This window comes from Georgenia subflava (assembly GCF_009193155.1).
GTDB classification, from domain to species: Bacteria; Actinomycetota; Actinomycetes; order Actinomycetales; family Actinomycetaceae; genus Georgenia; species Georgenia subflava.
Genome location: NZ_VUKD01000004.1, coordinates 276,990 through 301,085 on the forward strand (window position 1 = coordinate 276,990; position 24,096 = coordinate 301,085).

21 protein-coding genes and 1 pseudogene are annotated in these 24,096 nt (G+C 69.9%); 10 read left to right on the forward strand and 12 right to left on the reverse strand.

From position 1 onward, the window contains the following. Positions 1-8 precede the first annotated feature (8 nt). The 4 genes from GD748_RS14690 to GD748_RS14705 form a co-directional block, all read right to left on the reverse strand. Positions 9-962 (reverse strand): carbon-nitrogen hydrolase family protein, encoded by a 954-nt coding sequence (locus GD748_RS14690; RefSeq protein WP_152195967.1) that lies wholly within the window; start codon positions 960-962, stop codon positions 9-11. Between the two features lie 7 nt (positions 963-969). After that, positions 970-1,848: a carbohydrate ABC transporter permease gene (locus tag GD748_RS14695; RefSeq protein ID WP_226921405.1), complete on the reverse strand. Its 879-nt coding sequence runs from the start codon at positions 1,846-1,848 to the stop codon at positions 970-972. Next, positions 1,845-2,798 carry a carbohydrate ABC transporter permease gene (locus GD748_RS14700; protein WP_152195968.1) on the reverse strand — a complete coding sequence of 318 codons (954 nt, stop codon included), beginning with the start codon at positions 2,796-2,798 and terminating at the stop codon, positions 1,845-1,847. The genes GD748_RS14695 and GD748_RS14700 overlap by 4 nt, the downstream gene beginning before the upstream one ends. Positions 2,799-2,867: 69 nt before the next feature. After that, on the reverse strand, positions 2,868-4,106 hold the full coding sequence (locus GD748_RS14705) for an ABC transporter substrate-binding protein (protein WP_193312960.1): 1,239 nt from the start codon (positions 4,104-4,106) through the stop codon (positions 2,868-2,870). Between the two features lie 209 nt (positions 4,107-4,315). Here GD748_RS14705 and GD748_RS14710 point away from each other — a divergent pair, with 209 nt between their 5' ends. After that, the gene (locus GD748_RS14710) at positions 4,316-5,323 is read left to right on the forward strand and encodes a hydroxyacid dehydrogenase (RefSeq protein ID WP_193312961.1); all 1,008 of its coding nucleotides are present in this window, start codon (positions 4,316-4,318) and stop codon (positions 5,321-5,323) included. A gap of 479 nt (positions 5,324-5,802) precedes the next feature. Then, positions 5,803-6,582: an SDR family NAD(P)-dependent oxidoreductase gene (locus tag GD748_RS14720; protein WP_152195972.1), complete on the forward strand. Its 780-nt coding sequence runs from the start codon at positions 5,803-5,805 to the stop codon at positions 6,580-6,582. 130 nt (positions 6,583-6,712) lie between these two features. Here GD748_RS14720 and GD748_RS14725 read toward each other — a convergent pair whose 3' ends face one another. Beyond that, a complete protein-coding gene (locus GD748_RS14725) occupies positions 6,713-9,388 on the reverse strand; it encodes a lamin tail domain-containing protein (RefSeq protein WP_152195973.1) in 2,676 nt (891 codons plus the stop codon). A 405-nt stretch (positions 9,389-9,793) separates the two neighbouring features. On the opposite strand from GD748_RS14725, the gene GD748_RS14730 reads away from it, so the two are divergent. The 3 genes from GD748_RS14730 (at position 9,794) to istB (ending at position 12,606) form a co-directional block, all read left to right on the forward strand. Further along, positions 9,794-9,970: an FAD-binding protein gene (locus GD748_RS14730; protein WP_452176692.1), complete on the forward strand. Its 177-nt coding sequence runs from the start codon at positions 9,794-9,796 to the stop codon at positions 9,968-9,970. A 612-nt stretch (positions 9,971-10,582) separates the two neighbouring features. Then, entirely contained in the window at positions 10,583-11,815 is a 1,233-nt protein-coding gene (gene istA, locus GD748_RS14735) for an IS21 family transposase (protein ID WP_152195975.1), read from the forward strand. Further along, the gene (istB, locus tag GD748_RS14740) at positions 11,815-12,606 is read left to right on the forward strand and encodes an IS21-like element helper ATPase IstB (protein ID WP_152195976.1); all 792 of its coding nucleotides are present in this window, start codon (positions 11,815-11,817) and stop codon (positions 12,604-12,606) included. Before istA ends, istB begins: the two co-directional genes overlap by 1 nt. A gap of 355 nt (positions 12,607-12,961) precedes the next feature. Here istB and GD748_RS14745 read toward each other — a convergent pair whose 3' ends face one another. Further along, positions 12,962-14,149, reverse strand: a complete 1,188-nt coding sequence (locus tag GD748_RS14745; RefSeq protein ID WP_152195977.1) for a nucleotidyltransferase family protein — start codon at positions 14,147-14,149, stop codon at positions 12,962-12,964. A 206-nt stretch (positions 14,150-14,355) separates the two neighbouring features. Continuing rightward, a pseudogene (locus GD748_RS20340) lies at positions 14,356-14,576 on the reverse strand (transposase); the annotation flags it as partial. Between the two features lie 405 nt (positions 14,577-14,981). Here GD748_RS20340 and GD748_RS14750 point away from each other — a divergent pair. Then, positions 14,982-15,500: a methylated-DNA--[protein]-cysteine S-methyltransferase gene (locus GD748_RS14750; protein WP_152195978.1), complete on the forward strand. Its 519-nt coding sequence runs from the start codon at positions 14,982-14,984 to the stop codon at positions 15,498-15,500. A 22-nt stretch (positions 15,501-15,522) separates the two neighbouring features. On the opposite strand, the gene GD748_RS14755 is transcribed toward GD748_RS14750, so the two are convergent. Then, a complete protein-coding gene (locus GD748_RS14755) occupies positions 15,523-16,332 on the reverse strand; it encodes a class I SAM-dependent methyltransferase (protein WP_152195979.1) in 810 nt (269 codons plus the stop codon). Between the two features lie 108 nt (positions 16,333-16,440). On the opposite strand from GD748_RS14755, the gene GD748_RS14760 reads away from it, so the two are divergent. Both GD748_RS14760 and GD748_RS14765 read left to right on the forward strand, forming a co-directional pair. Then, positions 16,441-18,078, forward strand: coding sequence for a LuxR C-terminal-related transcriptional regulator (locus tag GD748_RS14760; RefSeq protein WP_152195980.1), 1,638 nt, complete (start codon positions 16,441-16,443; stop codon positions 18,076-18,078). A 206-nt stretch (positions 18,079-18,284) separates the two neighbouring features. Then, positions 18,285-19,430 (forward strand): flavin-containing monooxygenase, encoded by a 1,146-nt coding sequence (locus GD748_RS14765; RefSeq protein WP_152195981.1) that lies wholly within the window; start codon positions 18,285-18,287, stop codon positions 19,428-19,430. A gap of 50 nt (positions 19,431-19,480) precedes the next feature. Here the strand turns inward: GD748_RS14765 and GD748_RS19585 are convergent, their stop codons facing one another. The 3 genes from GD748_RS19585 to GD748_RS14775 all read right to left on the reverse strand — a co-directional run bounded on the left by GD748_RS19585 (position 19,481) and on the right by GD748_RS14775 (position 21,721). After that, positions 19,481-20,161, reverse strand: coding sequence for a DsbA family oxidoreductase (locus GD748_RS19585; protein WP_193312962.1), 681 nt, complete (start codon positions 20,159-20,161; stop codon positions 19,481-19,483). 89 nt (positions 20,162-20,250) lie between these two features. Beyond that, on the reverse strand, positions 20,251-20,700 hold the full coding sequence (locus GD748_RS19590) for a DUF6069 family protein (RefSeq protein WP_193312963.1): 450 nt from the start codon (positions 20,698-20,700) through the stop codon (positions 20,251-20,253). A 106-nt stretch (positions 20,701-20,806) separates the two neighbouring features. Beyond that, positions 20,807-21,721, reverse strand: coding sequence for an RNA polymerase sigma-70 factor (locus GD748_RS14775; protein WP_152196222.1), 915 nt, complete (start codon positions 21,719-21,721; stop codon positions 20,807-20,809). A gap of 244 nt (positions 21,722-21,965) precedes the next feature. Between GD748_RS14775 and GD748_RS14780 the strand changes: the two genes are divergently transcribed. Further along, on the forward strand, positions 21,966-22,559 hold the full coding sequence (locus tag GD748_RS14780; RefSeq protein WP_152195983.1) for a TetR/AcrR family transcriptional regulator: 594 nt from the start codon (positions 21,966-21,968) through the stop codon (positions 22,557-22,559). A 28-nt stretch (positions 22,560-22,587) separates the two neighbouring features. Here GD748_RS14780 and GD748_RS14785 read toward each other — a convergent pair whose 3' ends face one another. Next, positions 22,588-23,406, reverse strand: coding sequence for an alpha/beta fold hydrolase (locus GD748_RS14785; protein WP_152195984.1), 819 nt, complete (start codon positions 23,404-23,406; stop codon positions 22,588-22,590). Between the two features lie 84 nt (positions 23,407-23,490). Here GD748_RS14785 and GD748_RS14790 point away from each other — a divergent pair, with 84 nt between their 5' ends. Further along, positions 23,491-24,039, forward strand: a complete 549-nt coding sequence (locus GD748_RS14790; protein ID WP_152195985.1) for a DUF1453 domain-containing protein — start codon at positions 23,491-23,493, stop codon at positions 24,037-24,039. The last annotated feature ends 57 nt before the right edge of the window (positions 24,040-24,096 follow it).

Sequence of the window (24,096 nt, forward strand, 5' to 3'; positions counted from 1 at the left end):
CGTGACGACTAGGTCGAGGCGCGCGCGATGACGCTGTCCCGGTGCGCGCGGACCCGGTCGAAGTAGTCGAGCACCGGCTCGAGCTCGAACTCGGCGATGACGTCATCCGCGGTGACGGCGTCGTCGTCGGAGATGAGCAGCACGACGCCGATGAGCCCGGGGTCGTGGATCCGCACCCGTGGCCCGTACGCGGCCTTGATGTCGGCGAACTTCGGGTGGTTGTGGTCGATGTGGATGAGACGGGCGTCGAGGTTGATGTTGGCGACGACCTCGTCGCGGTAGTTCGTCGTCCGGGCGACGTGCTCGCCGGTGGGGCTGAGGATCCCGGACACGGCGGGCGGGTAGACCGAGGCGATCATGTGCGCGCCGATCGTGTAGGCCCAGTGCTCCTGCAGGTAGCCGCCGTGGAACGCGGAGCTGAAGAGCAGCAGGTCCGGGCGCAGCGCCGCCACCTGCTCGCGGAACTCCTCGAAGTTGAGGTCGAAGCAGATCACCGGGGCGACCCGGCCGAAGTCGAGCTCGACGGCGACGGCCTCGCGCCCGTGCCGCAGCCCGTTGATCTCGTGCTCGCCGATGGTCAGGAAGACCTTGTCGTAGATCCCGGCGACGCTGCCGTCGCGGTCGATCACCTGGGTGGAGTTGAACCAGGCGCCGCTCGCGTCCTGCCGGTGGGAGGGGTAGGCGATGGTCGTGCGGTGGCGGCGTGCGACGTCGGCGAGCATCTCCAATGTGCTCTCGCCGCGCAGCTCGAGGTACTCGCGGTAGAAGTCGTGCTCGAAGGTCGCGCCCCGGGGCCGGTCGCAGTGCTCGGGGAGCACGATGATGTCCGGCCGGTCGGGCAGCACGGTGTCGAGCCGGTCGCGCCAGTGCCGGCGCATGGCGTCCAGCGTCTCCTGCGGGGTGGCCCCGGGGAGCGCGGCCAGCGGGGCGGCCGAGACGGCCGCAGCCCTGATGTTCCTCATCGTCCGGTCACCCCTTGAGCCCGCTGGAGGCGATCGAGTTGATGAGGTAGCGCTGGGCGAAGGCGAACACGATGAGGCAGGGCACGACGCTGATCGCGGCGCCCGACATCACCTCGGCCTGGCTGACGTTCGCGCCCCGCATGCTGGCCAGCCCGACGGTGAGCACCTGCATCTCGGCGCTCTGGGTGATGACCAGCGGCCAGATGAAGTCGTTCCAGTGCCACAGGAAGACGAAGATGCCGAGCGTGGCGAGGATCGGCTTGCACAGCGGGAGCACCAGCTGGACGTAGATCCGCCACTCGGAGGCGCCGTCGAGCGTGGCGGCCTCGAAGAGCTCGTCCGGCAGCTCGGCGATGAACTGGCGCAGCAGGAAGACCGCCTGGGCGTTCGCCAGCGACGGGACGATGAGGCCCCAGTAGGTGTTGACGCCGCCGAGGTTGTTCATCATGACGAAGTAGGGGATGAGGAGCACCTGCATCGGCACCATGAGCATGGCGAGCATCGACCACATGACGATGTTGTGGCCGGGGAACCGCTTCTTGGCGAACGCGTACCCGGCCATCGACGCCGTCAGCAGGATGAGAACGACGGTGGAGACCGCGTAGATCGCGCTGTTGAGCGTCCAGCGCAGGAAGCCCTGCTGGGAGAACACCGACTGCAGGTTCTCGAAGGTGAGGCGGGAGGGCCACTGGTGCGGGATCGTCGGCTCGCCGGCGGGGGAGAGGGCCACGATCATCATGACCGCGAACGGCGCGAGAGTGAGCAGCGACAGCACTGTCAGCGTGATGATCAGGCCGATCTGGCGGCGCGGGCTCCTGGCGGCCGTGGGCTCGGCCGGCGCGGTGCGGGGGCGGACGGGCCGGACCAGGCCCGGTGCGGTCGTCACTTGTTGCTCCTGTCCAGAACGAGTCGTTGGATCAGCGAGATCGCGAGCACGATGACGAACAGCGCGATCCCGATCGTCGCGGCGTAGCCGAAGTCGAGGAAGACGAACGCCTGGTCGTAGAGCATGTACACCAGGACGTAGCTCGCGTTCACGGGCCCGCCGCCGGTCATCACGTAGACCGTGTCGAAGGTCTGGAACGCCATGATCGTCTCGATGACGACGACGAAGAGCAGCACCGGCTTCAGCAGTGGCAGGGTGATACGCCAGAACTCCTGCCACCGGTTCGCGCCGTCGATCCGCGACGCCTCGAGGATCTCGGGCGAGATGCCCTTGAGGCCGGCGAGCAGGATGAGCATGGAGTAGGCGAAGCCCTTCCAGGTCGCGACGGTGGCCAGCGAGGCGAGCACGAGGCGGCTGTCCTGGAGGAAGCCGAGCGGGCCGATCCCGAAGAGCTCGAGGAAGGCGTTGATGAGGCCGTCGATCTTGAACAGCCAGCCCCACACGATGCTGGCCATCACGAAGCTGGTCACGTAGGGGATGAACAGCGCCCCACGGAACAGCCCCGGACGCCACAGCAGCCGGTTGAGGAGCAGGGCGACGACGAGGGAGACGACGATGATCGTCGGCACGAAGATCGCCGAGTACAGCACCGTCGCGCGCAGGCTCTGCCAGAACAGCGGGTCGGTGGCCAGGCGGCGGTAGTTCTCCGCGCCGATCGGCTCCCAGTTCCCGGCGATGTCGAAGTCGGTGAAGGACATGCCGATCGCACCGAGCACCGGGACGTACCGGAAGACGATGAAGAGGGTGAGCATCGGCAGGACGAACAGCAGCCCGGTCATGGCGTTGTGTCGTCGCCGGGCGGCGCCGACGGAGCGGGGCCGGCCCGGTCGCGCCGCGCCCGACGACAGCTTGTCGCGCTGTCGCGAGGCGCGGTCCTGGGTGAGTGTCATGGCGTTCCTGTCGATGACCGGTGGGGCCGCCGCGCGGGCGATGGCGGCGGCCCCACCGAGGTGGCGGTGCTACTTGCCGATCTGTGCGCGGGCTTCCTCGGCGGCCTGGGTGAAGGCCTCCTCGGGAGTCAGCTGGCCCAGGAACGCGGCCTGGATCTTCGGCCCGAGCAGGCTCTGCACCTGCGGCGACTCGGGGTGGATCTCGCCGGGGACGGCGACCTTGCTCGCCTCGAACAGCACCTCGGCGTACTCGTCGGCGTGCTCGACCTCGGCGTCGGCGCGGGCCGGGAAGAAGCCCGACGCGTCAGAGAGCTGGACCTGCTCCTCGGGGGAGGAGAGGAACGACAGGACGGTGCCGACCGCCTCGGTGTCCTCCGCGGCGTGGGAGACGGCGAGCAGGCCGGGCACACCGTAGGTCGCCTGCTCCTCGCCGGTGAGCGGCATCCCGGCGACGACGTTGTCCTCGCCCAGGATCTCCGCGCTCTGGCGCACCTGGGAGAGGTCGAGCCCGTAGTGCATGATCGCGTCACCGAGCCAGAAGGGCCGGCCCTCGAGCTCGTGGCCGACGGTCGGGGTGTCCGGCGCCAGCGCGCCCATCTCGTGGAGGTCGACGAGGAACTCGAGGGCCTCGATCGCCTCCGGGGAGTCGATGGCGATGTCGGAGCCGTCCCTGGTGAAGACGTTGCCGCCGGCCTGCCAGAGGAAGGGGAAGAACGTGACGTTGAGCGCGGCGTCGGGCGAGGCGCCGAAGTCGAAGACGCTGTACCCCGCGTCGACGACCTCCGGCGCGATCTCCCGGACGTCGTCCCACGTCGTCGGGATCTCGAGGCCGAGCTCGTCGAGCAGAGCGGTGTTGTAGGCGGGTGCCAGCACGGTCTGGTAGATCGGCACCGCGAAGGTCTCGCCGTCGACGGTTACCGAGCCGGTGGCGTTCTCGTTGAAGGGCTCGACGCCGTCCTCGAGGAGGTCGTTCACGGGCTGGACGCTGCCGGCCTCGGCGAACTGGTTCACCTGCTCGGGGGTCAGGAGGACGATGTCCGGGCCGCTGCCGCTGGCGAGCGCGGTGGTCACGCGCTCGAGCCGGCCGTCCCACGGCTGGAGCTCGACGGTGAAGTCGATGTCGCTGTGGGCCTCGGTGAACCGGTCGACGACGCCGTCCCAGTACTCCGTGCTCGCCGTCGGGTCGGCGATGACCGGGTACATCCACAGGGTGACCGAACCGCCTTCCTCACCGCCTCCGGCGGTAGCGTCGCCGCCGGACGCCCCGCCGCAGGCGGCGAGCACGAGCGCGGCGGCGGCAGCGGTCACCGCCAGTCCTGCTGTCCTGGATCTTCTTGCTCGCATCATGTTGATCACACCTCTTCCTCGGGGTGCCCTGTGCTGGTGTTACGGGCCGGTCCGAAACATACCCACCCGTTCCGCCAAGGTCAACAAGGGTCCACGGATTCGGCTGCTTGACGCGGAGCACTGCACCTCATACGGTCATGCCGCAATACCGACCAACCCACTGGAGCGTCATGTCCGTCCGCCCGGCCACCTTCGTCGCGATCCGAGCGGACGAGTTCGAGACGCTGTTCGCACCCGAGTCCCGCAGCGCGCTGCACCGGATCGGTGAGGTCACCTTCGGCGGTGGCGAGGAGGTCGTCGAGGTCCCGCACGGCGTCGCCGACGACTTCGACGTCCTCGTGACGTCGTGGAGCACGCGCCCGTTCGAGGACGACGTCCTCACCGGCGGCCGGCTCGGCCTCGTCGCCCACGCCGCGGGGTCGGTCCGCGGCCTGCTGCAGCCCGACTCCTTCCGCAACGGCGTCCGCGTGACGCAGTGCGGGTCTGCCGCCATGGCACCCGCGGTGGCGGAGATGGCGGTGACCATGGAGCTGGCGCTGCTGCGCAACCTCCACACCCACGACCGCCGCATGCAGGCGACCCGGGACTGGCACCGGGCCGGTCACGGGACGCTCGGGCACGCCCTGCCCGCGGCGCGCCACGGCATCCTCGGGCTGAGCCGGACCGGGCTCGAGTACGTGTCGCGGATCCGTGGGCTCGGCGCCACGCGGATCGCCGCCGCCGATCCGTACTGGGACCGTTCGGCGGCGGCCGAGCACGGCGTCGAGCTGCGCGACCTCGACGACGTGTGCCGGGAGTCGGACGTCTTCGCCGTCCATGCGCCGTCGACGCCGGAGACCCGGCACATCGTCGACGCCCGACGCCTCGCGCTGCTGCCCGACGGTGCGATCGTCCTCAACACCGCACGCTCGGCCCTGATCGACGAGGCTGCGCTGACGGCGGAGCTCGTCTCCGGGCGGCTGCGTGCCGGCCTCGACGTCTTCGACGACGAGCCGCTGCCGGCGGACAGCCCGCTGTTCGGGCTGCCGAACGTCATCCTCGCGCCGCACGTGGCCGGTGGCACGGTCGAGGCGCGGCACGCCCAGGGTGCGGCCGTCGTCGAGGAGGTCCGGCGGTACGCCGCCGGTGAGCCGCTCCTGCACGAGGTGACCGCGGAGCTCTACCACCGGCTGGCCTGAGTCCAGCGCCGCGCGGTCGTCGGGCCTCTCGCCCTCGGCGGCTGTTTCGGCTGGTTGACGCCGTATCGACGGGTTGTTGCGGTGTGTCCGAAACCCGCCACGCGGGGCATCTCGCGATGATGGTCGCCATCCGGGCGGATCCCTCGGCCGTCGCGAGAGTTCCGCCCGTGACGAGATCTATCCCGGGTTTCGGTCCGCACCCATACCGCCATGACGGTCGGTATCCCGGTGTCCCCGGTGTCCCTGCCCAGGTGCCCAGGTGCCCGGTGCCCAGGTGCCCAGGTGCCCAGGTGCCCAGGTGCCCGGTGCCCAGGTGCCCCTCAGCGTGTCCGCGCGGCTGCTAGGTACGGCGCCGAGTCGGGCGGCCTCTCCGGTCGAGGGTCATGCCGGCCAAGGACCATGCCGGAATATTCGATAACGCTCCCACCTTGTCCGTAATACGGAAGCACGTGAGATCGACCGAGAGAGGAGACTCCACAATGCGTGGTCTCAAGGACAAGGTGGTACTCGTTACCGGAGGCGGACACGGCGCGGAGCAGGCCGGCTCCAGCCTGGGCCAGGCGATGAGCGTCGAGCTCGCGAAGGAGGGGGCGAAGGTCGTCGTCGCCGACCTCTCCCTCGAGCGAGCCAACGCCACCGTGACCCAGATCCGCGACGCAGGTGGCGACGCCACCGGTGTCGAGGCGGACGTCGTCGACGAGAGCTCCGTCGCCGCGATGGTGAGCGCCGCGCTCGACGCCTACGGCCGGATCGACGTCCTGGTGAACAACGCCGGAGTCTTCGGCGCCTACTTGCCGCTGCTCGAGATCGAGACCAGCCAGTGGGAGCGCATCATGGACGTCGATCTCAAGGGCGTCTTCCTCGCCACGAAGGCGGTGCTACCGCACATGCTCGAGCGGGGGAGCGGCGTCGTCATCAACGTCTCCTCGGCGTCCGGCGTCGTCGCCAGCGAGGTCGGGGCCGAGTACACCACGGCCAAGCACGGCGTCATCGGGCTCACCAAGCAGATCGCGTACGACTACGGCCACAAGGGCATCCGGGCGGTCGGGATCGGGCCCGGAGTCATCAAGACCGCTGCCTTCGAGGGAGCCGAGATCACGCCCGACTTCCCGTTCTACGACCTGACGATGCAGGCGCCGGCCGGCCGATACGGCGAGCCCCTGGAGGTTGCGCGCGCCGTCGTCTTCCTGGCGAGCGACGACGCCTCGTTCATCCACGGCCACACCATCCCGGTCGACGGCGGCTCTCCCATCCGGTAGCCGCAGACGCGGGGTCGCGCGTCCGGCGGAAGGGCAGGACGTTCCCGCTGCATCGCGAAGGAGCCGGGTGAGTACACCCGGCTCCTTCGCGTTGTCGGCTCGACTTCTCGCTAGCCGGTGCAGGTTGCCGCTAGCCGGTGCAGGCGTTCTCCTGGCCCGGCGTCGCCACTCCCACGGGGACGAGCCCCTGGCCGCAGCGGCTGAAGGACCCCGCGCCGGGAACGCCCTGCCAGGAGTACGAATCGACCAGCGCGCCCTCGGGATCGACGAGGCGCACCTCGTCGTTGCCCACGAGGTGGATGCCCGACTCGTCCTGCTCCAGGAGGAGTAGCTCACCCGGCGCCAGCACGGCGTCCCCGAAGGTGTACGTCACGGCCGGACCGTTGGAGTTGGCGAGGGCCCAACCGCTCAGGTCGGCGCTGCCGTCCCCGGCGTTGTATAGCTCGATCATGCTCTGCCCGCCGGGCATGATCTCGTTGAGCACGACCTCGGCCTCCGCCTCGACGAGCTCGAACGACCACACCCGCTGTCCGTCGAGGCGGTAGCCCTCGTCGGGATTGGCGACCACTGTCCACTCGCCTGGTGTCGAGTACTCGCCGGCGGGGAGCACCTCGCCGTCGCGCAGGAACGTCACGCCCTGGACCTCGGGGATCGTGACCGTCCCCTCCTGCTCGTCCACGACGACGTCGACCCCGTCGACGACGGTCGGCTCCAGCGCCGGCAAGGTGCCGGTGTGGACGACGCGTCCGTTCATCCAGTAGTTGGTGCCGTCCTCGGCCACGCGGAGCAGCTCACCGGCGGTCGGGGCCGGGGTGATGTCGGCCAGCGTGCTCGGGGAGACGCGGACGATCTCGGTGCGCGTGGAGAGGTAGAGCGCCTGCTCGACCGCGTTCCAGGTCAGGTCGCTGATGTGCCACGAACCCGACAGTGCGTCGGACGGCGTGTCGGTCAACGTGTTGGACTGCAGTGCGTTGCCGGTCGCCGGATCGATCTCGACCACCTTGCCGACGCTGGCTGCGAAGAGGCGTCCGTCGTCATCCACCGTGATCGCACCGATCCCGGTCTCGCCCGGCAACGGGCTGCTCTCCCACAGCACGGTCTCGGTCGCGACGTCCCACGCGAAGACAGTGCCTTCCTGGTGGACCGGCGTGGAACCGCCGCCGCCGTAGATCATCGTCCCGCCGTACACGACGCCGTCGTGATAGGTGAGCGCGCCGATGCCACGGTCCTCGAACGGCTTGTGCAGGACGCGCTCGCCCGTGGCCGGGTCGTAGAACGTGAGTGCACCGGTGAGCTCGCCGTACCCGGCGATGGTGCCGATGGCAACCTGGTCGCCGGCCGAGGTGAACGCGAACGGCCGGTCCTGGCCCTCGTCGCTGAGCCGGAAGAGCGACGTCGGGTTGTCGGCCGACCACGGCTGGGCCGGGTCGTAGACCATCACGTGCGCCGTCGGGTAGATGCCGATGTAGATCTTTCCGTCGTGCTCGCCCATGCCCTGCGCCTGCCCGAGACCGGGCTCGTACCCCCAGTCGCCCGTGCTCAGGTCGAACGTGCCGAGCCCGCCGGCCCGGCGAAGGCTGACGTGGTAGTTGCCGTCGGGTCCCGCGATGGCTGTGCGCGCGGTCTGCCCGGTGTCGCCGGTGAGGCCGTCCGGGGTGAACGTCTCGTAGGTGCCGGCGTCGACGTCGTGCAGGATGACCTTGCCGCGCATGCTGATCGAGATCACGGTCTTCGCGTCGTTGGCCGGGTTGACGAACAGCTCGACATCCTTGCTCCCGCTCGTGCCCGAGCCCGAGAGCGGGGTGATCTCACCTGTGGTGGGATCGAGCGCGTTGATCACGTTGCTGGAGGCGACGTAGACGGTGCCGTCCGCGTCGGGCTGCGAGATGGCGCTCGGGTAGACAGGGATCGACCAGTCGGACCACTCACCGGTCGCCGGGTCGTAGAAGTAGCCGACGTCGCTGGTGCCGTCGGTGCACTTCTGGAGTCGGACCGCCAGCTTGTCACCGACCGGATCCACGCCGTAGACGAAAGTGCACTCGCCGACCGCGTCCGGCAGCGGGATCTCCACGCGGTCGCCGGTCTCGGGGTCGACCTCCCAGAGCTGGCCGTCGACGGAGCCGGTGCCGGCGTAGACCTTGTCACCCAGGACCCCGACGGCACGCACGTAGTGGGAGTCCTCACGGAAGCCGTCGTAGACGGTCCACTCGTCGTCCGTGCCGAACTTGGCCAGACGGCCGGGGACGGCCGGATCGGCGTAGCCCTCGTAGGTCCCGACGTAGACGTTGCCGCCCTCGTCGACCTCGACCTCCCAGAGGAAGCTGCTGTCGGGGGTCGGGCGCGGATGGGCGGTCGGCTCCTCGGCGCCGAAGGGGAGCTCCCAGAGCACGCCCTGGGTGTTGGAGGCCACCCAGACGGTCCCGTCAGGGGCGATCGTCGTGCCCCAGGAGCCACGGCTGCCGGACAGCACGTAGGAGTTGATCACCTTCTGCTCGTGGACGTCGATCTCGACGAGTCGAGCGTCCGGGACGGAGTTAGTGACCGCGAACATCCGGTAGGTACCATCGGGCATCCAGCCCGAGTCGGCGGAACCGACCGTGATCTTCGATGCCGAGATCTCGGAGTGCGCGACGTCCCATGCCGTCGGCTCGCTGTCGGGTGACGCGGACGCCGCAGGTGCGGCGTCCGATCCCGCCGACGGTTCGGCGTGGGCCGGTGCCATGGATACGGCCCCCACGAGCGCCCCGATGGCCGCGAAGGAGGCCAGCAGATAGGCGGGTTGGCGTTTCTTGCGTGTGCTGATCATCGCTGATCGCCTTCCGTAGGAAACTGAGTGCGACCCATCCTTACGGACACGACCGAAAGGTGCAATGCCTTCGCCGTGGGACGGCTCTCACCGGATCTCGACGAGATCCGGGTGTGAAATACGCTATTTCGGCCGGAGCGCTAACGGTGCTCCAGTTTGTCGTTTGCGTGCGAAAACGAGCGTCCGCCGGCACCGGCGGGACGGCGGCAACTGCCGGCTCGCCACCGACGCCGGTGATCGCACGATGTGCGGGAGTGAGTCCCGCAGGGGTTGAACGGCTGCCCCGCTCCTCATGGCGCAGTGCTGGACGCGGCCGGTGTGGTTGCCGCCGTCGAGTAAACCCGCGGGGAGCGGCTGCCGGTCGCCATTCGCGACGGAGGCCACCACGGCCCCGGGCTCGGCAGCGTGGACGACGGTCTGGTGGTCGATCTGTCGCGGATGCGCGGCGTACGCGTGGAGGGAGAGCGATGGACGGTGCGGGGCGCGGCCGGGTGCACCGCGGCCGACGTCGACCACGCCACCCACGCGTACGGCCTCACCGTCCCACTCGGGATCGTCGCGTCCACCGGCGTCGCCGGCTGACCCTCGGGGGCGGCATGGGGCCACCTGTCGCGGCAGAGACCACCCCGGAGTTCCCGCCGCCCCCGCGCCGCCCCCAGACCGAGCACACGGCGTAGGTCATGCGGACCTCCCGCGACTTGTTGGCCAACGCGCCGCCGGCGCTCGGCACCTTCGTGGGCAACAAGGAGGTCCCCTCCGTTGACCCGTTCCCCGGCGAGCAGGGCAAGCGCGCCTGAGCCGTCATCCCAGTTACACCGGCTCGGCCGAGCCCGAGGCGGAGGTCATGGCGCCGCTGCTCGACGCGATCCCGGCGCCCCTTCAATTGGATGGGAGTGACGCCGTTCCCGGGGGTCCAGAGCATGTTCGACCCGTTGATGCCCCGGCGCACGAGTGGTACTGGCGGGGCGAGTGCGTCGCAGAAGTGCGCTGACCGCCTACGCCGGCGGTGTCGAGAGCAAGCGGTTCCTGCTCGACCTGGAGCGCTCACGTTCGCCGTCTGGACTCGTGGCGCGGCGCTACGTGGGTGCCGCCGGCCTCTCGTGAACTCCACCGTGCCCGGTACTGACAGCGACGGTTGAAAAGTAGGCCGGGAACGACGGTCGAAAGTTAGGCCACCTGAGCAGTATCGGACAGGTGATGACTGTGGAGGACTGGGCACGGATTCGGCATCTGCACCAGGCGGAGGGGCTGTCTCAGCGGAGGATCGCTGAGGAGCTCGGACTGGCCCGGGAGACGGTGGCGCGGGCGATCAGGTCTGAGTGTCCGCCGAGGTACAAGCCGCGGCCGCCGGTGACGGGATCGGCGTGGTTGGCGGTGGAGCCGGCGGTGCTGGTGCTGCTGGCCAGGCACCCGCGGATGCCGGCGACGGTGATCGCTGAGCGGGTGGGCTGGTCCGGGTCGGTGACCTGGTTCCGGGAGAACGTCGCGCGTCTGCGGCCGCGGTACCTGCCGGTGGACCCGGCCGACCGGCTGGCCCATGCGCCTGGGGAGCAGGTGCAGTGCGACCTGTGGTTCCCTCCGGTCAGTGTGCCGGTCGGTGCTGGGCAGGAGGCGTCGTTGCCGGTGCTGGTCATGGCCGCGTCGAACTCGCGGTTCCTGGCAGCGATGATGCTGCCCTCACGCACGACCGGGGACCTGCTCGCCGGGATGTGGCACCTGCTCAGCTCCCACCTCGGTGCTGTCCCGCGGACGTTGCTGTGGGACAACGAGGCCGGCATCGGTCGCGGTGGCCACCTCGCTCAGGGAGTCGCGAACTTCTGCGGGACGTTGGCGACCCGGCTGGTCCAGGCCCGCCCGTACGACCCTGAGACCAAGGGCATCGTCGAGCGGGCGAACCAGTACCTGGAGACGTCCTTCCTCCCGGGGCGCGACTTCACCTCGCCGGCGGACTTCAACGCCCAGCTCGGCGCGTGGCTGCCGCGCGCCAACGCCCGGACCGTGCGTGCCCTGGCTGCTCGCCCAGTCGATCTAGTGGCCGCGGACCGGGCGGCGATGCTGCCCCTGCCGCCGCTGGCCCCGCAGGTCGGGGCGCAATGGGTGAGCCGGCTCGGGCGGGACTACTACGTGCGTGCCGGCACCAACGACTACTCCGTCGACCCGGCCGTGATCGGCCGCCTGGTCGAGGTCACCCTGGACCTCGAGCGCATCGTGGTCACGTGCGAGGGGCAGGTCGTCGCCGACCACATCCGCTCCTGGGCGCGGGCCGTCACGATCACCGATCCTGCCCATGTCGCCACCGCAAGGATCCTGCGCCAGCGCTTCCAGGCCACCGGCCCACTCACCGGGACCGAGGACGACCTGGTGCGGGACCTGTCGGACTACGACACCGCGTTCGGTGTCACCGGCCTGGACGGGCAGGTGGCCTGATGCCCACGACCGCGCAGGAGAGCGCCAAGGACCTCGAGTACTACACCCGGGCGCTGAAGGCGCCCCGGATCCGCGACGCCGCCGCGAAGCTGGCCGAACAGGCCCGAGCGGAGGCCTGGACCCACGAGGACTACCTCGCCGCCGTCCTGGCCCGCGAGGTCGCCGCCCGCGAGGCCTCCGGAGCCAACATCCGCACCCGCGCCGCCGGCTTCCCGGCCCGCAAGACCCTCACCGACTTCAACTTCGACCACCAGATAGCCGCCGACCGTGGCCAGATCCACCGCCTCGCGGCCGGGGCCTACCTGGCCGAGGCCGGCAACATCGTCCTGCTCGGACCACCCGGTACCGGCAAGACGCACCTCGCCACCGCCCTGGGCATCACCGCCGCCGAGCACGGCACCCGCGTGCTCTTCGACACCGCCACCGGCTGGGTCACCCGCCTGTCCGCCGCCCACGCCATCGGCAAGCTCCCCACCGAGCTACGCCGGCTACGCCGCTACGGCCTGCTCGTCATCGACGAGGTCGGCTACCTCCCATTCGAGGCAGAGGCCGCGAACCTCTTCTTCCAGCTCGTCGCCTCCCGCTACGAGCACGCCTCGATCATCCTGACCTCCAACCTGCCCTTCTCCCGCTGGGGCGAGGTCTTCGGCGACCAGGCCGTCGCCGCCGCGATGATCGACCGCATCGTCCACCACGCCGAAGTCATCACCCTCAAAGGCGCCAGCTACCGACTCCGGCACACCGAGATCGAGACACTGCCCTCCGCCACCGCGGAGAACCAGGCACACTAACCACACAACAACGTGGCCAACATTTCGACCACCGAAACTGGCCTACCTTTCAACCGTCGCCGACAGGTACCTGTAGGTCCAGCCCTGGCAGCTGTCGGCCTCGGTGACTGACCTTGCCCGTTTCCGTCAATCAGGAGCGCCCGATGGCAGGTAAAGGTCCAACTGGTCGACCAACTCCGGGATCGCCCATCCTCGCGCTGGTTGCACCGGATGCTCATGGCGTGCTCAGCGAGCCGGCGCTTACCACCTTGCCCTAGGCCTCTCGTCTTTGATCGCAATACCGTAGGCGGCCCTGTCGCGACGCTGCGCCTCGATTCTTCTGCCGAGTCAGGGCTATCCTCGGAACGAGGGAGCCCTAACGGCCCGGCTCGTCGTCCTTCGCTAATTCATCCCTAAGTTGCTCGATTTCTAGCCTTGTCCATATGGATTTCCAGCGCTTCTGACTAACCCTTCGACGGAACCGGTCGAGATCGAAACCAGGAGTTCTGCGCACTTTCAGATCAAAGAGATCGCGAAGGCCATGGGGGGCAAGCAATTTGATGCGATTGTCCCGACCCAGGCGGCAGGCAATCGCCGTCGCAGTTTCTGGGAAGCGGCGCACGGCCGCTTCCAGGGACTCGTAGGGGGCGTCACCGGCGACTTTGTGCATTCGGGCCTGGTTCTTCACGGACCACTTCACGTTGGCACTCACAATTTGCAGCTTTGCCTCAAGGCGGTGTTCGTCATCTTCCGTCTTGCGGTCAGGGTCGAAGTAGACAATGTCCACATCGCTCCAAGCCGTGGGTATCACGAAGCCATGAACGTGATCCCAGGCCGCTTCTCGGACGAAACCACCAGTGACCCAGGCGCTCTCACCAAGGACGTTCCTAACTACCGTTAACACGCCAAGCCAAGGCTGCTGCAAAACTATGCCAGCCAATTGGCTTCCGAGGGCTGGTTCGATAGGAGACTTGGACGTCATGTCGTCCCACCGTGCAGGGGCTTCCCCGGCGATCCTTTCAGCGTCTCTCGCCTTCTCTCTCTTTCCCGTAGCACTCTTCTTAGCTCGGAGATATTCGCGGTCGCTGCTTGGGGGTAAGGCGGCGAGGATTCCCTTGTACCGCTCCCTGGTAGCTGTGAGATCGTCTTCAGTTAGAAGCCTCGCTCCGGCGGCGCTCAACGCGACAAGGTCCTCGATGTCACGAATGAACTCGGTCAATACCTCGATCGAGCGGTAGTGCCGATTACTTCGCTCGTCGAATCGATACACAAGCCCGAGTAAGGTGACAACTAAGATCGCGAGGACGGCCAAATTGTAAAGGTCGCCGATCGTCGTCGCTTCTACAGGCCAAATTCTTGACATTGAACCCGCGAGCCTGTCCGGGCCCATGAACCCGATTACACTGACGACGGCCGCCACAACAACTGTAACGATTACATAGTTGCGTCCCCGGCGCTGCGCGCTACTACCCTTGTTGCTGTGGATCTGACGAAGGAGAAGCGCCCGCCTTACATAACCATGTACGCGATTGCGCACGGCGGACTCGTCGGCGTTTCCGGTCATCCCGTGATTCTAGGGGAACGCGTCGGGGCTAGCTTCGTCCAGAGATTCATGCCCGAGAGCGCTCGCGGCACCTCCTCTCCATGCTTCCGTCTGCCCCGAGAGCGGCAGAGTTCGAGAGCGGCGCGGGATGGTTAGGAGGCCGCTGATTAAGCCCCGTGGAGAGGTGTAGCGGTAAGCCTGCTGCGCGAGCGGCTCCGCTGGGTTGGCTATGCCGTCTTCAGGGCGGGTGCGTCGACCTCCTCGTCAGAGTGCGCCCTGGTGATTGCGGTGGGCCCCGGGCGGCAGAGCTTAGCCATGGGTGCCTCGGAGAGGTGGCGGCGATCGACGACCTGCCACTCTTCGTGGGCCTCGATCACGACTGCGCCGACGAGGCGGTCCAGGCGGTGACGTTGGGGAAGATACCGACGACGTCGGTGCAGCGCGTGACCTAAGGTGGTGACCACACCCGTCTTGCGTGGGTGACGGCCACCGTGCGGTCGGCAGCGCCGGAGTAGACAGTGATCAGCGGGTTGTCCGCTTAGTCATATTCGTGGCCGGTCGGCGTCCGGCCCGGTGACCTGCACGGCGCCCTCGCGCACCCACAGCGGCAGCGAGGAGAAGTCGTGCCGCCCGGTGCACCAGCCACCCCCGGCGGTCTCGCCGGTCAGCAGGTTCGTCCTGGTGCCGGCGGGCAGATACCTGACGTCACCCCTCGGCGGAGACGGCGCAGTCGCTTACCTGTCGCGACGGGACGTCGGTCGGGGTTGCGCGTCGGACGTGCTCGAGCGGTGCCCGACCTCACGCTCGCGTTCGCCCCGGCGTCTACCCCACGACGACGCAAGGGAGGACCACCATGAGACACGCGAGGATCAGCTCGCCCGTCGGCACGCTCACGCTCGTCCAGGACGACGACGGCGTCCTGACCGCCGTGCACCTGCCGACCGACCGGCGCGCGGTCGCCCCGGAGGGCCTCGGCGAGTGGGATGTCATCTCGCTCCTGCCCGCCGCACGTGAGCTCACGGAGTACTTCGCCGGCACCCGCCGGGCGTTCACGGTTCCGGTGCGGCCGCGTGGCACCGCGTTCCAGCAGGAGGTGTGGCGGGCACTCATGCGGATCCCGTACGGCCAGACCCGCACCTACGGGCAGATCGCCCACGAGCTCGGGCTCGGGCCGCGCGCCGTCCGGGCGGTCGGAGCCGCGAACGGCCGCAACCCGGTCGCGATCTTGGTGCCGTGCCACCGGGTCGTCGGCGCCGACGGTGCGCTGACCGGTTACGTCGGTGGCGTGGAGACCAAGCAGCTCCTGCTCGACCTCGAGCGCTCCGCCTCGACCGCGGAGCTCGTGGCACAGGGCGGCGTGGCCAGGTGGTGAAGCGCGGCTCCCGTCCCTCTCGTCAGCGGGCCGATGTCACTCGCCTGCGCCCGGCGACGAACCGTGCGCGGATCGGCAGCCTGACGCCGCCGTCGGCGTCCTCGAAGGTCCGGAGCGTCGCTCGCACATCCTGCGCGATCGCGCGGAACGTCGGCTCGTCGATCCGGCCGGCCAGCGGGGTGCCCTGGATCTCGGTGTGCACGAACGCGTCCATCGACGGGAACCTGACCACCCCGAGCACGTTCTCCGGCAGCGCGGGCTCCAGGCCCGCACCCTCCAGCAGCGTGCGTAGCTCCGAGAAGTCGCCGCGGGACCAGTAGGTACCCAGGTATGCGCGCGCGTCCTCGCCGGCATGACGCACGACGGCTCGGACGAACGGGCCGTACGCGGGCTGCTCGTCCAGGCCCGCGTAGGTCTGGAGCGCGACGACGCCGCCCGGACGCCCGACCCGGGCCATCTCGCCGATCGCCCGGGCGGGGTCGGGGAAGAAGAACAACGCCGACTGGCACAGGACGGCGTCGAACGACCCGTCGTCGTACGGCAGCTCGGCCGCGTCGCCGACCCGCCAGTCGACGGCGGACGCCCGCTCGCGCGCCACCTCGATCATCGCCGGGTTCAGGTCCACACCGCTCAGGTGGCCCGACGGGCCCACGAGCGCGGCGGCCTGCCGGGCGACGACGCCGGTGCCGCAGGCGACGTCGAGCACGTGCTGCCCCGGACCCACGCCGGCGGTGCGCAGCAGGACGGGCACCCACTGCGCGAACAGCGCCGGCACGAAGAGGTCCTCGTAGGCGTGCGCCTGCTCGAGGCTGAGGTCGAAGGTCTCGGTCATAGGGATCACCTTCCGTGACTGTCGAAGCCCAGCCTCGTCGCCCGCTCGTGGGTGCACATCGGTCAGGTGACCTATTCGCCGGCCCGCATACCGCGCGAAGATGTCGGTGTGGCGCCGTCGCCCAGCATTGAGGACGCCGCCGCTCTTGCCGACCACGGCCGGTGGGCGGCGGCGCGGGACGCCTACGCCGCGCTGGTGACGCGGGACGGGACCGCGGACGCCCACCGCGGTCTGTCGCGGGCCTGCTGGTGGCTGGGGGAGACCGCCCGCGCACGGGACCACGCGGAGCAGGCGTTCGCCGGCTACAAGGAGGCCGAGAGGTTCGGCGACGCGGCCATGACGGGCGTGCACCTGGGCATCTGGTACCTCACGAACTTCGACAACGCAGCTGCCGCGCAGGGGTGGCTCGCCCGGGCACGTCACCTCGCCACGATGAGCGACGACGACGCCGTCCTCGGGTGGGTCACGCTCATGTCGGGATATGTCGCCACCGACCGGAGCGAGGGGCTGCGGCTCCTCGAGGAGGCGGCCGCGACCGCCAGGACCCTGTCCGACCCGGACCTGGCCACGATGGCGCTCGCGGACCTGGGCCTGTGGCACGTGACCTCCGGAGCGGTCGAGCGTGGCATGGCTATGCTCGACGAGGCGATGGCCGCCACCCTCGCGCAGCCGCGGCGGATGCTCGAGGTGGTGGTGTGGTCGAGCTGCGACATGCTCGCCGCGTGCAGCATGGTCGACGACCTGCAGCGCGCCACCGAGTGGTGTCGTGCGGCGGACCGGTTCATGGAGACCTACGGGTGCCCGTTCCTCCAGGCGCGCTGCCGGACCCACTACGGACAGGTGCTGGTCGCCTCCGGGCACTGGCGGAAGGCCGAGCACGAGCTCGGCCAGGCGCTGGCCATGTCGACCGACACCGGGCGCGGCCCACGCACCGAGGCACTGTGTGCGCTGGCGACGCTTCGGCAGCGGCAGGGTAACCCCAAGGCCGCACTCGAGCTGCTCGACGCCGCGGACCCCACCGCTGCCGGGACCCTCGTCCGCGCCGCCTGTCTGCTCGACCTGGGCTGGCCGGCGGAGGCGCGGGAGGTGCTGCGCGGGGAGATCGCGCTCCGCACGCCCGAGCAGCCGGACCACCCGGAGCTGGTGGCGGCCGTCGTCGAGGCCGAGGTGGCCTCGGGCCGGCTCGAGGAGGCCGCACGGCTCGTGGGTCTCCTCGGCGTCGCCGGGGCCGCACCCGCGTACCCGAGAGCCGCGGGTCTGCGGGCGCGGGCGGCGGGGCTCGTCGCGGCGGCGCAGGGCGACCTCGCGTCGGCCCGGCAGCAGCTGGGCCTCGCGCTCGAGGCGTTCACGAGGCTGGAGCTGCCGTTCGAGGCCGCCCTGACCGAGCTCGACCTTGCTCGGCTGTTCCAGCACGGCGACCCGGAAGCAGCGGCCGGCCGGGCCCGCTCCGCCCACGCTCGGCTGCAGCAGCTCGGAGCCCGCCACCTAACGGGGGAGGCGGCCGCACTCCTCAGGTCGCTGGGCGTCACGCCGCCGCCGGGCCCGCGCACCACGGAGACGCTCTCCGCGCGCGAGCGCGACGTGCTCATCCTGCTCGCCGAGGGCCTGACCAATCCCGACATCGCGCGGAGGCTCTTCCTCAGCCCGCGCACCGTCGGGCACCACGTGAGCAGCATCCTGCGCAAGCTGGGGCTCCGCTCGCGGGCCGAGGCCGCGGCCTATGCCGCGCGTGCAGGCATCGGGTAGCGGGGGATGGGTATCGCTACCCATAGCGCCCTCAGGCGCGATGGGCATTTCGCCCGACGCGGGGACCGTCACAGCGCTCCTACTGTCGGTGACATGGCGACGTCGGGAAGCGACGGACGAGCCGGCGACCTCGCCGAGGTCGTCGCATCCGTCGGGATTCTCCTGGCACCCGTCGCCACGGCGAGACGTCACCTCAGGAGGCTGTCATGTCCACCCAGCACGTCGAGACGCTGATCATCGGGGCCGGCCAGGCCGGTCTTGCCACCGGCTACCACCTGCAGCGCCAGGGCCGGGAGTTCCTCATCGTCGACGCCAACGTGCGCATCGGCGACAACTGGCGCTGCCACTACGACTCGTTGAAGCTCTACTCGCCCGTGAAGTACGACGGGCTGCCCGGCATGCCGTTCACCGGTGACCCGTGGCACTTCCCGGGCAAGGACGAGGTCGCCGACTTCCTCCAGGCGTACGCCGCCGAGTTCGATCTGCCGGTCCGGCTCCGGACCAGGGTCGAGCACCTGGAGGCGCGCGACGGCGGTGGCTTCGGCTTCGTCGCACACCTCGGTGCCGACGTCGTCGAGTGCGAGAACGTCGTCCTCGCCACCGGGTCGTTCGGGCGTGTGCCCCGGGTGCCGGAGCTGGCGGAACGCCTCGACCCGGCGATCCGGCAGCTGCACTCCGCGGAGTACAAGAACCCGGCCCAGCTCCAGCCCGGGACCACCCTGGTGGTCGGCGCCTCCCACTCCGGCTACGACATCGCCTTCGAGGTGGGGGCCGACCGACCCACGATCCTGGTGGGACCCGACCGCGGCAACATCCCGCTGGAGTGGAACACCCGCCGGTTCAAGATGGCGCTCCCTGTCATCATCTTCATGTGGAAGCACGTCCTGACCCGCCGCACGCCCATGGGCCGCAAGGAGATGCAGAAGGTGCGGCACGCGGGCGGCCCGACCACCAGGGTGAAGCCGCACCACCTCGCCGAGCGCGGCGTCGACCGTCTCCAGGAGAAGGTCACCGACGTCTCCTCCGACGGCAGGCCGGTCCTTGCCGACGGCCGGGTGCTCGACGTCGCCAACGTCATCTGGGCCACCGGGTTCCGCCGGGACCTCGACTGGGTCGGCGCGCCGCTCCCGATGGAGGACGGCTGGCCGGTGGAGCACCGCGGCGTCGTCGAGTCGGTCCCGGGCCTGTACTTCTGCGGCCTCGCGTTCCAGTACGCCTTCGGCTCCATGGTGCTGCCGGGCGTGGGCCGTGACGCGGCCTACGTCGCCCGGATGATCGGTGCACGCCGCCGGGCGAAGACCCCGGTGGCCACCCACCGCACGAGCCGAGACGACGAGCACCGGCTTGTCTGATCCGCGGCCGCCTGCGCGCCTGGAGACACCCCTCGTTCGCCGCCGTGAGCTCAGGCACCGAGCCCCTGGTCGAGCTCGGCCTCCTCCGCCGCCCGGTGCAGCGCGTCGACGAAGAACCGGGGCTTCTTGGCACCGTGGATCGGCGGCTGTCCGGCGACGACGTACGTGGGGATGCGCGTGACGCCGTACGTGCGAGCCAGCTCCCGGTCCGCGCGGACGGCGTCGGCGTGCCGGCCGGACGCCACGGCCTCTCGAGCCTGCGCCCGGTCCAGGCCCGCGTTCGCGGCGACGCCGGCGAGGAGCTCGAGGTCGCGGACGTCCTGGCCCTGCGCGAAGTAGGCCCTGAACAGGGCGTCGAGCACCTCGCTCTGCCGGCCTTGCGCGCGGGCGTGATGGAGCAGCTGATGGGCGCGGAAGGTGCTGGTGTGGCGGACCCGGTCGAAGTGGTACTCCAGGCCCAGCTGAGCACCTGTCGTGGTGACCAGGCGCATCATCTGCTCCAGCTCGCGGTCGGATCGCCCTGGATACTGACGCCTGAGGTAGTCGACCTGCTGGCCGACGTGGTCGGCAGGCAGGTCCGGGGCCAGCTCGAAGGAGTGGTACGTCAGGTCCACCGCGCCGCCGTACTCGGCGACGGCGGCCTCGAAGCGGCGCTTGGCGATCCAGCACCACGGGCAGGCGACGTCGAGCCACGCGTGCACCTCGAGAGCGGCAGCGGGCTCGGCGGTCACAAGGCCGACGGTACCTGGGTCAGGGGAGCGGCGAGCACGTGGAACCGCCGCGGGAGCCCGGTCACCCGACCGGCCCCCCGCGGCTGTCCTCACGCGGCGGCCGACATCCGTGCTCGTAACCCGATCACGACGTACGCCAATCCTGTGATCGTGTGCATGCCGGAGAGCAGCACACCGGTCACGGTGTCGTGCGACCCGGTGAAGACGAACGGGATGCTGACCGCGGCGACGGCGGCGCCGGCGATGGTCACCACAGTCGTCCAACGGCGCGACCGGCGGGCGATCAGGGCGAGTACGAGGGCTCCGAGCGCGAGCGGAACGGCTGTCTTCCACGCGACGTCGCCGACGATGACCGGGTGGTTGGGCGCACCGACGCCCGGGTCCACCCTGAGCGCCGCGTCGGTGGCTCGTCCGACGGCAAAGAGTCCGAGGTTCGCCGCGGTGGCGGCCGCGACGCAGGCCACGGTCAGGAGCGTGTACCTCCCGGGGTCGGGTCCGACGTGCGCAGGCGTGCGGGTGCGGACGGGAGATGTGGTCATGGTGTCGTCCTCCGAGACGGTTCCGGTAAGGGGTCATCCCTTAGGACAAGACAGGCCCGGCCCCTGTGACATCGGCACCGTGCGCGACGGCGGACGGTCGAGCCCGCTACTCGCGCTTCCCGAGGTAGGCCTCGTGAACCGACCAGGCGTTCGCCACCGCACCGAGGTGTGCGAGCTTCTCGGGATTGATCACGGAGCGCACCACCTGCACTCGTCCGTCGACGACGTCGAGCACCATGACGCTCAGGACCTTGCCCGTCCCGTCGCGGACGAGCGCGCCGGGCTGTCCGTTGATGTCGCGCACCTCGAGGGTGAGGCCGATCCGCACGAGCTGCGGCCAGACCGAGATCAGCAGCCGGGCGGCCTTCTCCGCTCCGACGACCGTGCGCGGCAGGCTCGGCGCCTTGCCGCCGCTGTCGGCGCCGAGGCGGACGTCGGCGGCGAGCAGGTCCCGCAGCCCGTCCAGGTCGCCCTCGCTGAGCGCGGCGAAGAAGCGCGTCGCCAGCCGCTGATGCGCACGTCGGTCGGCGTCGAACCGGGCGTGCCCGTCGTCCATGTGCCGCCGCGCCCGCACCGCCAGCTGACGGCACGCCGCCTCCGAGCGGCCCACCATCTCGGCGATCTCGGAGAACCCGAACCCGAACACCTCCCGGAGCACGAACACGGCCCGCTCCAGCGGGCCGAGTCGCTCGAGGAGCAGCAGGGCTGCCATAGACACCGACTCGGACAGCTCCGCCACGCGCTCGGGGTCCTGGTAGGGATCGTCCAGGAGCGGCTCGGGGTACCACTCTCCGACGTACTGCTCCCGCCGCACGCGGGCCGACCGGAGGACGTTGATCGAGACCCGGGTGACGACGGTCGACAGGAACGCCTTCGGCGAGTCAGGGCGCGTGCCGGCCGCCGCATAGCGCAACCACGCCTCCTGGACGACGTCCTCGGCCTCGCTCACGCTGCCGAGGATGCGATAGGCGATGGAGAACAGCAGCGGCCGGAGCTCCTCGAACTCCTCGGCCCGCGCCAGGTCACTCGGTTCCGGCATCGCGCGCCCCTCACCCCCGACCGCTCGCGCTCCCTCGAGCCTCCTTGGTCCCCAGCCACGCTACGAGGGAGGCGGCCGCCCCGCCAGGCCGTAGCCCGACGCCGGCCCGAGCGGCGACCCTCAGCAGTGGTCCTCGTTCTATCTCTTGTCTGTGGAGCCGGACTTCACCCGTGCCAGGTTGTGGCAAAGCCGTGCTAGAACCCGTTCCTGCTGCTGTAATGGGCCGATGCCCAAGCTCGTCGACCCGGCCGCGCGCCGTCGCGAGGTCGGGGAGGCAGTGCTCCGGGTCGTCGGTGCCAGGGGGGTCGAGGGTGCCTCGTTCGGTGCGATCGCCGAGGAGGCGAACCTGGCGATCGGGTCTGTGCGCAACTACTTCCCGAACCACGACGCCGTCCTGCTCTTCGCGATGCAGGAGCTGGCCGACCGTGTCACGGACCGGTTGCGCCGACGCCTCGAGTCCATCGCGGAGCTGGACGTGGACCTCGCGACGGTCGAGGAGATCCTGGCGGAACTTCTCCCCGTGAACGAGCACCGTCGCCTCGAGGCCGACGTGTGGCTCGCCTTCGTCGCGGCCACGCGCACACGCCCGGTGCTCGCCGAGGTGGCGCGGAAGGCCGGCTCGGGTATCCGGACGGTAGTCGGGCACGTGCTTGCTGGTGCGCAGAGGCGTGGTCTGCTTCGCGTCGAAGACCCGGTGGTCGAGACCGAGCGTCTGGCGTCTCTCCTCGACGGACTGACGATCGCGACCATCCGACCGCCCGGTATCAGTGCCGCCACGGCGCGCGAGGTGCTGCGCCGGCACCTGGAGTCGCTCACCTGAGAGGCGGCGTCGCCCTGCTCGGTCGACGCTATGTCGCCAGGTTGTCGAGGAAGGTCAGCAGCACTCGGTTGAACGCGTCCGGCCGCTCCATGGGCGGGTAGTGCGCGGCGCCCGCCACCTGTGCCTCCCGGCCGTCGTTCACTCCGGCGACGAGGCGGCGTCCCATCTCCAGGTGGTCGGAGACGTCGAGCTCGCCGAGGACCGTCAGGACCGGCACGGTGATCTCGCCGAGCCGGTCCCAGGACCCGGCGACGTGGTGCGGGGCCACTGCGTCCGGCCGGACGTGCGTGGTGAGGGTGCTGACCGCCATGTCTCGCAACTGCCCGACCGCGGCGGGGTCCATGTCCTGCAGCGTCCGGTGGGGGCCGTGTACCAGGCGCAGGAAGGCGTCGACCCACGACTGCATGTCGTGCTCGGCCTGCGCCTGCTGCCAGGTGGCGAAGACCTCGAGGGCGAAGGGGTCGGCGAAGGTGGTCTCGTTGGTCCCACTGCCGACGGTGACCACCGCCCGGACCAGGTGGGGATGTTCCAGGACGGCGTCGACGGCGGCGCCCCCTCCCATCGAGAGGCCGACGACGACGACCGGCCCCTGGTCCAGGTGTCGCACGAGGGCCGCCACGTCGTCGCACTGCCGGAACGGTGCGGTCGGGGTCGAGGACTGACCATGGCCGCGGGCGTCAGGCGCGACGACGCGGTATCCCGCCGCTGCCAGGACCGCAAGCTGATCGGCCCACATGCGGTGGTCGAGCGCGCCTCCGTGCAGGAGGACCACGGGTGGCCCCTCGCCGCGCTCCTCGACGTGCAGGTGCCCCCCGGTCACGGGCAGGTCGTAGCTGGTGGTGGTCATCCGGTTCTCCTCCGGTCAGCGTCGCACGACGGCGATGGCCGTCGTCCTCTTCCCACGGCGGCCGCGGTCCGTTACTTTTGTAGCATGGACGTGCTAGATAATCCTCTTGTTCTGGCGGCCGTGGTCGTCGTCGTGGGTGGATACGTCATCGTGCGCCGCTCGGTCGGCGAACCGCTCAACGTCAGGGATCTGTCGGTCCCTCCGCTGGTGCTGCTGGCCCTGGGGGTGCGGGAGGTGGCCCGGGGGGACGCGCTGACGGTGGGGCAGCTCTACGGCCTGGTAGGGGTGGGTGTCCTCGCGGTCGTGCTCGGGGGACTGCGGGCCATGACCGTGCGCTTCTACCTGCGCGAGGGGGTGCTCTGGTACCGCTACCGCCTTCTCACCTATGCGGTGTGGGTTGCTACCGCGCTCGTCGGTGTCGCTGCACGGTTGGCGACGTACGCGGTCACGGACCTTCCCGCCTCGGCCCAGACCTTGTATCTCTCGGTCGGTCTCACGTTGGCGGGGGAGAGCCTCGTGCTCGCCGCCCGGGGACTCCTCAGTGGAGAACGGTTCGCCGCGGAGGGGCGTGACGCCGAGGCGACGAAGCGGGTCATCCATGACGAGATGCGGGCACGCTTCCGCCGCGACTGAACCCGCCGCACCACCCGGTCTTCGTCGGCTGGGATCCTGCAAGGAATGGGACCCACC

Coding starts and splice junctions, on each gene's coding strand:
- GD748_RS14690 (WP_152195967.1), bottom strand. CDS start 962: ATGAGGAACATCAGGGCTGCGGCCGTCTCGGCCGCCCCGCTGGCCGCG.
- GD748_RS14700 (WP_152195968.1), bottom strand. CDS start 2,798: ATGACACTCACCCAGGACCGCGCCTCGCGACAGCGCGACAAGCTGTCG.
- GD748_RS14710 (WP_193312961.1), top strand. CDS start 4,316: ATGTCCGTCCGCCCGGCCACCTTCGTCGCGATCCGAGCGGACGAGTTC.
- GD748_RS14720 (WP_152195972.1), top strand. CDS start 5,803: ATGCGTGGTCTCAAGGACAAGGTGGTACTCGTTACCGGAGGCGGACAC.
- GD748_RS14725 (WP_152195973.1), bottom strand. CDS start 9,388: ATGATCAGCACACGCAAGAAACGCCAACCCGCCTATCTGCTGGCCTCC.
- istB (WP_152195976.1), top strand. CDS start 11,815: ATGCCCACGACCGCGCAGGAGAGCGCCAAGGACCTCGAGTACTACACC.
- GD748_RS14745 (WP_152195977.1), bottom strand. CDS start 14,149: ATGACCGGAAACGCCGACGAGTCCGCCGTGCGCAATCGCGTACATGGT.
- GD748_RS14750 (WP_152195978.1), top strand. CDS start 14,982: ATGAGACACGCGAGGATCAGCTCGCCCGTCGGCACGCTCACGCTCGTC.
- GD748_RS14755 (WP_152195979.1), bottom strand. CDS start 16,332: ATGACCGAGACCTTCGACCTCAGCCTCGAGCAGGCGCACGCCTACGAG.
- GD748_RS14765 (WP_152195981.1), top strand. CDS start 18,285: ATGTCCACCCAGCACGTCGAGACGCTGATCATCGGGGCCGGCCAGGCC.
- GD748_RS19590 (WP_193312963.1), bottom strand. CDS start 20,700: ATGACCACATCTCCCGTCCGCACCCGCACGCCTGCGCACGTCGGACCC.
- GD748_RS14780 (WP_152195983.1), top strand. CDS start 21,966: ATGCCCAAGCTCGTCGACCCGGCCGCGCGCCGTCGCGAGGTCGGGGAG.
- GD748_RS14785 (WP_152195984.1), bottom strand. CDS start 23,406: ATGACCACCACCAGCTACGACCTGCCCGTGACCGGGGGGCACCTGCAC.
- GD748_RS14790 (WP_152195985.1), top strand. CDS start 23,491: ATGGACGTGCTAGATAATCCTCTTGTTCTGGCGGCCGTGGTCGTCGTC.